The 12,375-nt window shown below is 61.0% G+C and carries 18 protein-coding genes; 10 read left to right on the forward strand and 8 right to left on the reverse strand.

Annotated features, from left to right (window positions below):
• Positions 1–73 precede the first annotated feature (73 nt).
• Positions 74–349, forward strand: coding sequence for a hypothetical protein (locus HJB89_RS17505; RefSeq protein WP_207583993.1), 276 nt, complete (start codon positions 74–76; stop codon positions 347–349).
• Between the two features lie 51 nt (positions 350–400).
• Here the strand turns inward: HJB89_RS17505 and HJB89_RS17510 are convergent, their stop codons facing one another.
• A complete protein-coding gene (locus tag HJB89_RS17510) occupies positions 401–658 on the reverse strand; it encodes a YjhX family toxin (RefSeq protein WP_207583994.1) in 258 nt (85 codons plus the stop codon).
• A 311-nt stretch (positions 659–969) separates the two neighbouring features.
• On the opposite strand from HJB89_RS17510, the gene HJB89_RS17515 reads away from it, so the two are divergent.
• Positions 970–1,479 carry a GNAT family N-acetyltransferase gene (locus HJB89_RS17515; RefSeq protein WP_221116330.1) on the forward strand — a complete coding sequence of 170 codons (510 nt, stop codon included), beginning with the start codon at positions 970–972 and terminating at the stop codon, positions 1,477–1,479.
• 19 nt (positions 1,480–1,498) lie between these two features.
• Here the strand turns inward: HJB89_RS17515 and HJB89_RS17520 are convergent, their stop codons facing one another.
• Positions 1,499–1,888 (reverse strand): VOC family protein, encoded by a 390-nt coding sequence (locus HJB89_RS17520; RefSeq protein ID WP_221150285.1) that lies wholly within the window; start codon positions 1,886–1,888, stop codon positions 1,499–1,501.
• 250 nt (positions 1,889–2,138) lie between these two features.
• On the opposite strand from HJB89_RS17520, the gene gatB reads away from it, so the two are divergent.
• From gatB to HJB89_RS17555, 7 genes are all read left to right on the forward strand, one after another.
• A complete protein-coding gene (gene gatB / locus HJB89_RS17525; RefSeq protein WP_221116332.1) occupies positions 2,139–3,641 on the forward strand; it encodes an Asp-tRNA(Asn)/Glu-tRNA(Gln) amidotransferase subunit GatB in 1,503 nt (500 codons plus the stop codon).
• 3 nt (positions 3,642–3,644) lie between these two features.
• Positions 3,645–4,148: a GNAT family N-acetyltransferase gene (locus tag HJB89_RS17530; RefSeq protein ID WP_207583998.1), complete on the forward strand. Its 504-nt coding sequence runs from the start codon at positions 3,645–3,647 to the stop codon at positions 4,146–4,148.
• Positions 4,149–4,152: 4 nt separating this feature from the next.
• Positions 4,153–4,626, forward strand: coding sequence for a GNAT family N-acetyltransferase (locus HJB89_RS17535; RefSeq protein ID WP_207583999.1), 474 nt, complete (start codon positions 4,153–4,155; stop codon positions 4,624–4,626).
• 103 nt (positions 4,627–4,729) lie between these two features.
• A complete protein-coding gene (locus HJB89_RS17540) occupies positions 4,730–5,128 on the forward strand; it encodes an NADH:ubiquinone oxidoreductase subunit NDUFA12 (RefSeq protein ID WP_085737106.1) in 399 nt (132 codons plus the stop codon).
• 115 nt (positions 5,129–5,243) lie between these two features.
• A complete protein-coding gene (locus HJB89_RS17545) occupies positions 5,244–5,684 on the forward strand; it encodes a DUF2155 domain-containing protein (RefSeq protein ID WP_164009333.1) in 441 nt (146 codons plus the stop codon).
• Positions 5,685–5,901: 217 nt separating this feature from the next.
• A complete protein-coding gene (locus HJB89_RS17550) occupies positions 5,902–6,093 on the forward strand; it encodes a hypothetical protein (RefSeq protein WP_221150286.1) in 192 nt (63 codons plus the stop codon).
• 9 nt (positions 6,094–6,102) lie between these two features.
• Positions 6,103–7,125 (forward strand): helix-turn-helix transcriptional regulator, encoded by a 1,023-nt coding sequence (locus HJB89_RS17555; RefSeq protein ID WP_221150287.1) that lies wholly within the window; start codon positions 6,103–6,105, stop codon positions 7,123–7,125.
• A 58-nt stretch (positions 7,126–7,183) separates the two neighbouring features.
• Here the strand turns inward: HJB89_RS17555 and aat are convergent, their stop codons facing one another.
• The 6 genes from aat to HJB89_RS17585 all read right to left on the reverse strand — a co-directional run bounded on the left by aat (position 7,184) and on the right by HJB89_RS17585 (position 11,258).
• Complete coding sequence (gene aat / locus HJB89_RS17560) at positions 7,184–7,798, reverse strand: leucyl/phenylalanyl-tRNA--protein transferase (RefSeq protein WP_221116335.1); 615 nt, start codon at positions 7,796–7,798, stop codon at positions 7,184–7,186.
• Positions 7,799–7,805: 7 nt separating this feature from the next.
• Entirely contained in the window at positions 7,806–9,161 is a 1,356-nt protein-coding gene (gene accC, locus HJB89_RS17565) for an acetyl-CoA carboxylase biotin carboxylase subunit (RefSeq protein ID WP_207584004.1), read from the reverse strand.
• Positions 9,162–9,165: 4 nt separating this feature from the next.
• On the reverse strand, positions 9,166–9,630 hold the full coding sequence (accB, locus tag HJB89_RS17570) for an acetyl-CoA carboxylase biotin carboxyl carrier protein (RefSeq protein ID WP_221150288.1): 465 nt from the start codon (positions 9,628–9,630) through the stop codon (positions 9,166–9,168).
• Between the two features lie 20 nt (positions 9,631–9,650).
• Positions 9,651–10,088 carry a type II 3-dehydroquinate dehydratase gene (gene aroQ / locus HJB89_RS17575; RefSeq protein ID WP_007825196.1) on the reverse strand — a complete coding sequence of 146 codons (438 nt, stop codon included), beginning with the start codon at positions 10,086–10,088 and terminating at the stop codon, positions 9,651–9,653.
• A 160-nt stretch (positions 10,089–10,248) separates the two neighbouring features.
• Entirely contained in the window at positions 10,249–11,007 is a 759-nt protein-coding gene (locus HJB89_RS17580; RefSeq protein ID WP_207584006.1) for a DsbA family protein, read from the reverse strand.
• Positions 11,008–11,111: 104 nt separating this feature from the next.
• A complete protein-coding gene (locus HJB89_RS17585) occupies positions 11,112–11,258 on the reverse strand; it encodes a hypothetical protein (protein WP_207584409.1) in 147 nt (48 codons plus the stop codon).
• On the opposite strand from HJB89_RS17585, the gene HJB89_RS17590 reads away from it, so the two are divergent.
• Positions 11,217–12,374, forward strand: a complete 1,158-nt coding sequence (locus HJB89_RS17590) for a pyridoxal phosphate-dependent aminotransferase (RefSeq protein ID WP_207584007.1) — start codon at positions 11,217–11,219, stop codon at positions 12,372–12,374. The genes HJB89_RS17585 and HJB89_RS17590 overlap by 42 nt on opposite strands.
• Position 12,375 lies beyond the last annotated feature (1 nt).

The raw sequence follows: 12,375 nt of genomic DNA on the forward strand, positions 1-12,375 counted from the left end.
AGCGGCGTCGACCTCGAAAAGGTGCATCTTAAGAAGCGGCTGGCTGATCGATAACGGGAACCAGGAGGAGCTTATGGCGAGCATTGATCTTGCGCGATTGATCGAGGCAATCGACAGTCTTGCTGCCGCCGGTTTCACCATGGGCGCGGATTGGCAGGCGGTACACGAAATCTGCCAGCGCCACGAAGGTCAACAGCCGTTCGACTGGGGCCATGCGCTTTGCCATCGCATCGAGGGCGACGACTGGAATGCCGATTACTGGTATCGCCGAGCCGGCAAGACGCGCGGCACGGGCACGATGGCCGACGAATGGTCGGCGATGCGGTCGGAACTTTCCGCAAAGGCTTGAGACGACACCCTGACCGCGCCGGTTCGAGCGTAGTCAGGGTGGCTGAGTGCATTACCTGTTGTTCAATTGCGCCCTGACCAAGCTCAGTCCTCTTTCGGTGATCCGGTAGGGCTGGCCGCTGGAGGACTTGATCGCTCTCAGCCGCTTCAGCCTGCGAAAGAGATCGAGATCGACGCCGGGATAGAGCCAGCCGTCGCGGGTGAAGCAGCTGACTGCCTCGATCTTCCTGTCGTCGTCGCGAGAAATTTCGATGCGGCCGCCTTGGGCCATGAGATGCAGGATGCGCTGCTCCGTGCGGGAAATGTCCATGTGTTGAGATCCGGTATCGCGCCCTGCAGGGCGCACAAAAACGATCTGGCGCTCTTTCGAACGTCAGGGCTTCGTTTTTTTCGGGCCCTTGCGCGCAAGCGGACTTGCGGGCAGGGCCTTTACCGGGTCTGTGACAGGCTCAACATAAAACACCTCGATAAGGTTTTTTATTCAGCGCGGAAATGGCGGTCAAGACCGTGCTTGCCGATCAAACCGGTCGAGTACCGCAGTTTCCAGCCATCATCCCCCAGGGGGGTACTGGTAAATTCGGCGACTCAATGGTCTAGTTGCGGGATAACGCGGAGGTGTCGTTGATCCACATTCGCAATGCCCGCGACGGCGAAGCGGTGCTATTGAGCGAGATCGGGCTGAGGGCCTGGCAAAAGGCGATGGCGGCGATCGGCGAATCGCACGCGATGATCGATGCAGCCCGCAACGCCTTTCGCAACTTCGTGGAAAACGACTGGCTGACCATCACCGTCGTCGAGCAGAATGGCCAGGTCGCAGGCTGGGCGGCGCGCGAGGGTTTGGACGAAACCATCTCGGATTTCTGGATCGATCCCGTCTTCGCCCGCCAGGGGCTGGGCTCCGCCCTCCTTGAGCGGATCGAAAAGGAGATCGCTGATCGAGGTTTCGAGAAGGCGGCGATGCAGACCCATTCCGGCAACAACGAGGCGATCGGCTTCTTCCGGAAACACGGCTACAGCATCCACTGGCTCTCGGTCGCCTATAATCCGAAGCTCGACCGCGACGTGCCCTCGGTCGGGCTGACGAAAACGCTGGTTTCGGACGGTAAGGGCGGATACGGGCAGGAATTCTGACAAATGCCGCCGGATGCGGTTAAGCCCATGGCAGATAATCGGACGTGACGCAAAAATTATTGCCTTCGGGATCATTCAATACGCAGTAAGCATCCGTCTCGCGCACCAATGTCGCGCCGAGGGATAAGAGCCGTTTCACTTCTTTCTCCCGATCGTCAGCGGCGATATCGAGATGAACACGGTTGCGGGCTGGACGTTCTCCTTGGCGAAGGTGGAAGCAAAGGCGTGTTCCGGGACCATCGACCATCACGGTCGGGTCCGTGTCGGGCGTCAGTCCTATCGCGGCGAGGCGGGCCAACTCATCATCGTCATAAGGCATCACTTCATAACCATCGAGCGCAGCCGCCCAGAAACGAGCAACCCGTGAGGGGACGTCGCAATCAACCACGATTTCCTTCAGTCTTCCCATGGGAGCTTTCGGTCCAAGGTATTTTTACTGAAGATAGAGATCACTATGGTATCGACAATCGGGGCGGTCGAAACTCTTGTCCATCGGTTCGTGTCCATGAAATGCATGGCCGCTCCTGGTGCAAAGCGGCCTTTCTCTGCGGGCAGAAGCGGCCGGCGGCAACTGCCATGCGATTCCGCGAAAGCCTTGCACCGGCACGCCATTTCCTTTACCTCACGAATGGAAAAGAACAGCCTGCAAAGAGTATCAGATGACCCTTGTCGACGTCCGCACGCCTGATCCGAAACGCTTCATCCCCGGCGCCACCGGCGACTGGGAAGTCATCGTCGGCTTGGAAGTCCATGCCCAGGTGCTCTCCAATTCGAAGCTCTTCTCCGGCGCCTCGACGGAATTCGGCAAGCCGCAGAATTCGAATGTCTCGCTGGTCGATGCCGCCATGCCCGGCATGCTGCCGGTCATCAACGAGGAATGCGTCAGGCAGGCCGTGCGCACCGGTCTCGGCCTCAAAGCCCAGATCAACAAGCGCTCGCTCTTCGACCGCAAGAACTATTTCTATCCCGACCTGCCGCAGGGCTATCAGATCTCGCAGTTCAAGGATCCGATCGTCGGCGAGGGCAAGATCGTCATTTCGCTCGGGCCGGACCGCCAGGGCCAGTTCGAGGATATCGAGATCGGCATCGAGCGCCTGCATCTGGAGCAGGATGCCGGCAAGTCGATGCACGACCAGCACGCGACCATGTCCTATGTCGATCTGAACCGCTCCGGCGTCGCGCTGATGGAGATCGTCTCCAAGCCCGACATGCGCTCGTCCGACGAGGCCAAGGCCTATATGACCAAGCTGCGCTCGATCGTGCGTTATCTCGGCACTTGCGACGGCAACATGGACGAAGGTTCGATGCGTGCCGACGTCAACGTCTCCGTCCGCCGTCCGGGCGAAGATTTCGGCACGCGCTGCGAAATCAAGAACGTCAACTCCATCCGTTTCATTGGCCAGGCGATCGAATACGAAGCCCGCCGTCAGATCGGTATTCTGGAGGATGGCGGCAAGATCGATCAGGAGACGCGGCTCTTCGACCCAAACAAGGGCGAGACGCGCTCCATGCGCTCCAAGGAGGATGCGCACGACTATCGCTATTTCCCCGATCCGGACCTGCTACCGCTCGAATTCGACGATGCCTTCGTCACCGCGCTCGCAGCCGATCTGCCGGAATTGCCTGACGACAAGAAGGAGCGCTTCGTGCGCGAACTCGGTCTGTCGATCTACGACGCCTCGGTGCTCGTCTCCGAAAAGGCGATCGCCGATTATTTCGAGGCGGTGGCTGCAGGCCGTGACGGCAAGATGGCGGCAAACTGGGTGATCAACGACCTGCTCGGCGCGCTGAACCGCACCGGCAAGGATATCGAGCAGACACCGGTTTCGCCGGTCCAGCTCGGCGCCATCATCGATCTCATCAAGGCTGGAACCATTTCCGGCAAGATCGCCAAGGACCTCTTCGAAATCGTGCTGAGCGAGGGCGGCGATCCCGCCGAGATCGTCGAAGCGCGCGGCATGAAGCAGGTGACGGATACAGGCGCGATCGAAAAGGCCGTGGACGAGATCATTGCCGCCAATCCCGATCAGGTGGAAAAGGTCAAGGCGAAGCCGACCCTGGCCGCATGGTTCGTCGGCCAGGTGATGAAGGCGACCGGTGGCAAGGCCAATCCGCAGGCCGTCCAGGCGCTCGTCAAGGCGAAGCTCGGCATCGAGGAATAAGCGGTGTATTTCGTCCGCACGGCCGGCGAGCGTGACTTGGAAAAGGTCCGCGTCCTGCTGGTAGAGAGCTTTCACGCCACCTATGACGGTCTGCATGGCAGGGCCAGGGTGGATGAGCTCACCACCCAGCTCTTTTCTCTCGCCGCACTGAAGACGCGCCTGGTGCGAAAGGACGCTGAATTCCTCGTTGCCGACGATGGCCGCACTATCGGCGGCATGGGGTATGCGGCGATGTCGCCTGAGCTGGCGAAGACAGTCATGCTGCATCTTCTCTATGTCAGGCCGGCGCTGCAACGCCAGGGCATCGGCCGCGATCTCTTCGCCGAACTCGAAAGCTGCTTCCCGGATGCGGAAATCATGCGTCTCGAAGTCGAGCCGCAGAACGTGGCAGCGATCGCCTTCTATCACGCGCACGGCTTCACCGAGGTTGGACGCAACGAGAATGGCGGGGCCGGGCAATCCGGCATTCCCACGCTGATTTTTGAAAAACCGCTCGAAGGGAATTGAGTCCATGGCGTCCGCGTTGTCCGACATTGTCGTTCGCCAAGCGCGGCCGCAGGATCTGCCGGCTCTGGTGGCTCTATTCGCAGCCGATGCGCTCGGTGGTCATGGCGATACGATCGATCCCGACGCCTTTGCCGATTATCTCAGGGCCTTCGCAGCCATCGAGGCTTCGCCCGACCAGGCGCTTTATGTCGCGGAGTGCGGCGGTGAGGTCGTGGGCACCTTCCAGATGATGGTGACGACCTCGCTGACCGGCCGCGGTTCCTCGGCGATGATCATCGAGGCGGTGCAGGCCCGGGCCGATATGCGCGGGCAGGGGATCGGCGCACGGATGATCGAATTCGCCATTGCCGAGGCAAAAGGCCGCGGCGTGCGATTGGTGCAGTTGACCTCGAATGCGATCCGCAAGGATGCCCATCGTTTCTATGAAAGACTGGGTTTCAAGCCCTCGCATCTCGGCTTCAAGATGGCTTTGAAATGACCGGTGCTTATCGTGGAATCGCTGGACAATTCGGCTTGGCAACGGCATAAGCGAGAAAACGAATTCTGGTTTGGCTCGCATCTGGCGGGCACAAGGAAAAGACATGTGGAATCTTCTGGTTCAGACCTTTACCTGGTGGAACGGTCAGACGATGGGCACGCGTTTTGCGACCTGGCGTTTCGGCAAGCGCGTCGGCGAGGATGAATTCGGCAACGTCTATTACGAAGGCGGCATGTCTTCCTACGGTCTGCCGAAGCGCTGGGTGATCTACAAAGGTTATGCCGATGCCTCTGCCATTCCACCGGGCTGGCATGGCTGGATGCATCACCGTACCGACGTTCCCCCGTCCAAGGAAAACTACGTCGCCAAGGAATGGCAGAAAGCGCATCGCCCCAATTTCACCGGTTCTCCGCAGGCTTACCGTCCGCCTGGCTCCATTGCCGCTCCGGGCGAGCGTCCGCGCGTCACCGGCGATTACGACGCCTGGACGCCGGGCAACTGAGACAGCTCGACCGGGGCAATCCCAAACCCGGCTTTTGGCCACAATTGACCTTTACCCGCAGGTTGGCCGCGCTTGACCGCGGCTGCGAACGAAGAATGTCTGGAGACGGGTACACATGAAGCTCTTCACGCGGAACAGGGTGCTGCGTGCCGCCGGATCGCTGCTGGCGCTCTCGGCCTTGCTTCCGCCAGTTGCGGCGAATGCCGCACGCATCGAAAATCCGGTAGCCGTCTTCTCCGGCCTCGACAAGATCACCGGCCGTATCACCACCTTCGACGTCTATGTCAACGAGACGGTTCAGTTCGGCGCGCTGCAGGTGACGCCGAAGGCCTGTTATTCGCGCGACCAGGCCGAAGCACAGAAGATCGACGGTTTCGTCGAGGTCGACGAGATCACCCTCGACCGCAAGATCCGCCGCATCTTCACCGGCTGGATGTTCGCCGCCAGCCCGGGCCTTAACGCCGTCGAACACCCGATCTACGACGTCTGGCTGAAGGACTGCAAGGCAAACTCGGACGTCCCGGCTCCTGACGGCACCAAGGCGACAGCCCGCTAAAACGCGTCTCGCCAACGCGCCAGACCTTCCCTTCGTCGAACTGCAGGTGCTTCGTGACGATCGCAATGGCGTCTTCGATTTCCTTACCTTCTTGCGGAGTGGGGGCCCAGCAGCAAGCGTGATCTTCTGAGCCCGATGTCGTCCGCCCGCATGACAGGGTACGGCTCGGATGCGTGCGAGAATGTTTCAGATGAAGCCCCGAACCAGGAGGCATCAAATGGATCTTCAGAGTCTTGTCGCTGCTCACATGCCGAACCACCGCCGCCCCTCACAGATGGACGCCGCGGCCGAGGACCGATACTACCGAAATCAGATCACCCTGCCGCCGCCTTTGGGGCTTCGGTTACTCGGCCTGATCGCAACGACCGCCGGCGTGACGCTGTTTCTGGCTGGCGTCATCAATGCATGAGGCGTCGTCATGGTCAGACAGACCGATCATGCTATGCTGCGATCCCTTGTCACTGGGGAACGGGAGATGGACGACAGCGAGGCTGACCGGGCGTCGATCATGGCGGTGATCCGCGCCGAAACCGAGGCCTGGCTGCAGCGGGACTTCGAGGCGCTGGCGAGCCATTGGATGCAGTCGCCGCAGACCCGGCGGATGGAAGCCTTCGCCTCGCTGGGCGTCCGGGTGGACGAAGGTTGGGACCCGATCGCGGCGCGGATCAAGAAGATCGTGGAGCGATTCCCAGAGAAACACGCCTTCGAGGGGCGCGTCCGCTGGGAAAAAGTCAACATCGTCGTTGACGCCAACATGGCATGGGTGACCTTCGATCAGATCGGCAGCGACACCGGCGAGGATCGCAAGCGCCAACTGCGGATACTTCACCGGATCGGCGGCGCCTGGAAGATCGGCTGCATGGTAATGATGGAGAGCAGCGTCGAGGAGGCGAGATGCTCGCTGATCGAGGTCGACGCGGATGCAAAAATCCTCTGGACGAACCGGCTGGCGCGGGAACGGATTCGCGGCCATCCGGGGCTCGTCGGCGCTGCCGGCCGCTTGCGCGCCCGGCGGCGTGATCGCGACGTCGCGCTGCGCGAGGCGGTGCGCCTGGCATTCCATGAGTTGCAGAGCCAGAGACCTTTGAACATCGCGCCGAAGCAGGCCTGGTCGGTGGCGCTCGGCGAGGACGCGGCGGGGATTCCGCTCTACTGCTGGGTCCTGCTCGAGGACGGCAAGGCGCTGGTTTCCTTCGACGACGCCGAGACGGTGGTGCGTCGGATTGCGAGCGCGCGGGAGGTCTTCGGCCTCTCGCCGGCGCAGACCCGGCTTGCTCGCCTGATCGTCGATGGCCACGACCTCGCCGCCGCCTCCGATCAGCTTGGGGTCAGTGTCAACACGTTACGCACCCAGTTGCAGCGCATCTTCGACAAAACAGGCGTCCGCAGCCAGGCGGCATTGGTCCGGGCGCTGTTGAGCGCCGGGGCTCCGAGCAAATAAACTCGACTGCCGGGTGCCGCGGCATCCGGCTAACCGCCGGCGCCTGATCTTTCGGAGCTTAAAACTTAAGGTGTGGCGACTCCATCGCCGTGGCAAGCATATTGGCATAATCGGCCTTCGGAACGTCTATCGCTCCGAACGTCTTCAGGTGTTCGGTGGTGAATTGTGTATCGAGCAGGGTGAAACCTTTTTCCCGCAGCCGCTCGACCAGATGCACGAGGCAGATTTTCGAGGCATCCGTTCGCCGCGAAAACATGCTTTCGCCGAAGAAGGCCGAGCCCAGCGAGACGCCGTAGAGACCGCCGACCAGATCATCGCCGTCCCAGGCTTCGACGGTATGGGCATGGCCCATGTCGAACAGCGTCGAGTAAAGGGATCTGATCGTTCTGTTGATCCAGGTGCTTGGGCGCCCGGAGGTCTCTTCCGCGCAAGCCGCTATCACCTGATCGAAAGCGTAATCGAAACGGATCTCGAAGGGTTTTCGGCGCACCGTCTTGGCAAGGCTCTTCGACACGTGGAAATCGTCGAACGGCAGCACGCCGCGCAATTCCGGCTCGACCCAGAAAATTTCCGGGTCGTCGGCGGATTCGGCCATCGGGAAGAGGCCGATGGAATAGGCGCGCAGGAGGATTTCAGGGGTGATGCCTGGTGACTTCCTGCGCGATCCTGCCATTCCCGCCCTATGCCGCCGGTGTGTTGGCGAGGTAGTCTTCCAGCCAGTGGATGTCGTAGTCGCCGTTGGCGATATCCTGGTTGGAGACGAGATCCTGGAACAGCGGCAGCGTCGTATTGATGCCGTCGACGACGAATTCGTCGAGTGCCCGGCGCAGCCGCATCATGCATTCGACGCGCGTGCGACCGTGCACGATCAACTTGCCGATGAGGCTGTCGTAATAAGGCGGGATTTTGTAGCCCTGATAGGCACCGGAATCGATGCGTACGCCGAGACCACCCGGGGCGTGAAAATGCGTGATCGTGCCGGGCGAGGGCACGAAGGTGCGCGGGTGCTCGGCATTGATGCGGCATTCGATGGCATGACCGGAAAAATGCACTTCATCCTGGGTCACCGAAAGACCGCCGCCGGAGGCGACGCGGATCTGCTCGTGCACGAGGTCGATGCCAGTGATCGCTTCCGTGATCGGATGCTCCACCTGCAGGCGGGTGTTCATTTCGATGAAATAGAACTCGCCATTCTCGTAGAGGAATTCGATCGTGCCGGCGCCGCGATATTTCAGCTTCTTCATGGCGTCGGCGCAGACCTGGCCGATCTTCATCCGCTGCTCGACGTTGAGCGCCGGCGAATTCGCCTCTTCCCAGACCTTCTGGTGGCGCCGCTGCAGCGAGCAGTCGCGCTCGCCAAGATGAATGGCATTGCCTTCGCCGTCGCCGAACACCTGGATTTCGATGTGCCGCGGCTTGCCGAGATATTTTTCCATATAGACGGCATCGTTGCCGAAGGCGGCCGCCGCTTCGGTGCGCGCCGTCGACCAGGCCTCGATCACGTCGGCCTCGCTCTTGGCGACCTTCATGCCGCGTCCGCCGCCGCCGGCCGTTGCCTTGATCAGCACGGGATAGCCGATTTCAGCAGCCGTCTTCAGCGCATCCTCTTCGGTCTTCACTTCGCCGTCCGAGCCCGGAACGACGGGAATGCCGAGTTCCAGCGCCGTCGTCTTGGCGGTGATCTTGTCGCCCATGATGCGGATATGATCCGCCGTCGGCCCGATGAAGGTGATGCCGTGGGCTTCGAGAATATCGGCGAACTTGGCATTCTCCGACAGAAAGCCGTAGCCCGGATGCACGGCGTCGGCGCCGGTGATCTCGCAGGCGGCGACGATCTGGTGGATATTGAGATAGCTCTCGCGCGAGGAGGGCGGGCCGATGCAGACACTTTCGTCGGCAAGCCGCACATGCATGGCATCGGCGTCGGCGGTGGAATGAACCACGACGCAGGCGATGCCGAGCTCCTTGCAGGCCCGAAGCACGCGAAGGGCGATTTCCCCGCGATTGGCGATGAGGATTTTCGAAATCATGGGCATGGGCCTATTCGATGACGACGAGGGCTTGGCCGTATTCGACGGGATGTCCGTCATCGACGAGGATCTCGGTCACCTTGCCCGACTTCGGCGAGGGGATCTGGTTCATCGTTTTCATCGCTTCGATGATGATCAGCGTCTGGCCTTCCTTGACTGTCGCGCCGACTTCGATGAAGGCACGCGCACCGGGAGCCGGCGCCATGTAGACGGTGCCGACCATCGGCGCGCTGACGACATTGGCGGGATTGCGGGCGGGAGCGGCGGCCGGCGCAGTTGCTGCTGCCGGAGCGGCGCCTGCGGCATAGGCGGGCGCTGCGATCGGCGCCTGGACATATTGCGGCGTGCCCGCACGCGAAACGCGAATGCGCAGGTCGTCCTGCTCGACCTCGATCTCCGTCAGATCCGTCTCGTTGAGGATATTGGCGAGATCGCGGATCAGTGCCTGATCGATACCCGATTTCTTTTCAGCCATGGTGTTGCCCTGTCTTATTCTTATGCCGTGATGTTCTTCAGCGCATGAAGCGCCAGGATGTAGCTATGAGGCCCGAAGCCGCAAATCACGCCCTTGCATGCCGGCGCAATCATCGACTTATGGCGGAATTCTTCCCGCGCATGAACGTTGGATATGTGGAGTTCAATGACGGGAATGGAAATAGCGCGGATCGCATCATGCAGCGCGACCGAAGTATGCGTATAGGCGCCTGCGTTGATGGCAACGCCGACGGCCTTTTCGTCGGCCTCATGGAACCAGTCCACAAGCGTACCTTCGTGATTGCTCTGACGGAAATCGATGTCGAAGCCGAGTTCGCGGCCGGCGGCCTTGCAGTCCGCTTCGATGTCCTTCAGCGTCTTGCCACCATAAATGCCGGGCTCTCGTTTGCCCAGCATGTTCAGGTTGGGGCCGTTCAGGACGAAAATCGTTTGCGTCATCGAATGTTCCGTAAAATGTACGACGGCAACCTATAGACTCCGTGAAGGCTGAATGAAAGCCCTTACGGATTGGCCAGCGGAATCACGCCACATTTGTCCACATGGTTGAAACGCTTCGATTTTGGCGATTTGATGGGCGGCCGGCTGGCGGCTCACTTGCTCAGCAGGCGGTCTTGCCGCAGCTGCGCATATTCTTGACCTTGGCTTCGAGATCGTCGAGCCCGACGGCGCCCGGCACCAGTTCGTTGCCGATCACATAGGACGGCGTGCCGCTGATGCCGAGACTGGAGGCGAGCTGGTAGGTCGCCTGGACGACACCATCATTCGGGCTCTTTGCCATCTCGGCGCGAATCTTGTTCTCGCTGACGCCGAGCGAAGCTGCAACCGCGATCGCCGTTTCGTCGGAGGCGCGGCCTTCGGCGCCGAGAAGCGCGACATGGAAATCGGCATATTTCTCCGGCGCCAGCTTGCGGAAGGCGTCGGCCACCTTGTGGGCTGCGACCGAATCCGGCCCGAGGATCGGAAACTCCTTGAGCACGAAACGAACGTTCTTGTCCTTCTTGAGCATCGCCTGCATGTCGGGAAGCGCGTGACGGCAGTAGCTGCAATTGTAATCGAAGAATTCGACGACGGTGACATCGCCCTTGGGATTGCCGAGGGTGACGTCGTTCTTCGAATCGAAGATCGCGGCCGTGTTCTCGTCGATCGCCATATTGGCCTTCACCAGCCGCTGGGCTTCCTGCTTCTTCTGCAGCGCATCCTGAACATCGAGCATGATCTCGGGATTCTCGATCAGGTATTGCTTGATGAATTCGCCGAACTCCTTCTTCTGCTGGTCGTCGAGCGCTGCCGCCGGAAACGGAAGGGCGATCGATGCGGCAAGTGCCAGTGCGGTGAAGGTTTTCGGAAGAAAGGCCATGATATCCTCGTCAACGGCGATGTGGTCGTCTCTCTGTCGAAAAGACCGTCGCCGGGTTATGGACTTGAGTGCGTCGCGTCAAGGTACGGTGCGTTGTGTTCTGCTCAAACAGGAATTTTCATCCCAGCGTGACCCTCGCGGGATTGTGATGAGCCGATTAATGCGGCAATTGTCAGGCCGTCAGTGAAGTAGCCGAGCGAGAAGCGATCTTGTTTTCCATATCGAAACGCAGCGAAGTCGAGCCATTTCATGCCATGGACGTCCTGGCGGAGGCGACGAAAAGGCGGGCGGCCGGCCAGCCCGTTATCTCGATGGCGGTCGGTCAGCCCTCGCATCCCGCCCCTCAGGCTGCCCTTGAAGCAGCGCGCGCAGCTCTTGCCGAAGGCCGGATCGGTTATACCGATGCGCTGGGAACGGCGCTGCTGAAATCGGCACTTGCCCGGCACTATAAGGATCGCCACGGCCTGGAGATCGATCCCAAGCGGATCGCCATCACCACCGGTTCCTCGGCCGGCTTCAACCTCGCCTTCCTGTCGCTCTTCGATGCCGGCGATGCTGTGGCGATCGCAAGGCCTGGTTATCCCGCATATCGCAATATCCTCGGCGCGCTTGGCTTGAAGGTTGTCGAAGTGCCGGTAACGGCCGAGACCCACTTCACCCTGACGCCTGAGAGCCTCGAGGCGGCGCAGAAGGAAAGCGGCGTGACGCTGAAAGGCGTGCTGCTCGCAAGCCCCGCCAACCCGACCGGCACGGTGACCGCTCGCGATGGGCTGAAAGCGCTCGCGGACTACTGCGCGGCCCATTCCATCGCCTTCATCTCCGATGAAATCTATCACGGGCTGACCTTCGCCGGCGAGGAGGCCAGCGCGCTGGAGCTGACCGACGAGGCGATCGTCATCAACTCCTTCTCCAAATATTACTGCATGACCGGCTGGCGAATCGGCTGGATGGTGCTGCCGGAGCGCCTGGTGCGGCCGATCGAGCGGGTGGCGCAAAGCCTTTATATCTCTCCGCCCGAACTTTCCCAGATCGCCGCCACGGCCGCGCTCGGTGCCGGCGACGAACTCGATCTTTATAAGGCGAGCTATGCCGCCAACCGCGACTTGCTGATGCGCCGCCTGCCGGAGATCGGCCTTGCGATCGCGTCACCGATGGACGGCGCCTTCTACGCCTATCTCGACGTCACCCGCTTCACCAATGACAGCATGGGTTTTGCCAAGCGCATGCTCGCGGAAATCGACGTCGCCGCAACACCCGGCCTCGACTTCGATCCGCTGGAAGGACATCGAACCCTGCGTCTGTCTTATGCGGGCTCGGAAGCCGAGATCGCCGAGGCGGTGGAGCGAATCGCAACCTGGTTGAAATAGC

This window comes from Rhizobium sp. NZLR8 (assembly GCF_019685025.1).
In the GTDB taxonomy this organism is placed as follows: domain Bacteria; phylum Pseudomonadota; class Alphaproteobacteria; order Rhizobiales; family Rhizobiaceae; genus Rhizobium.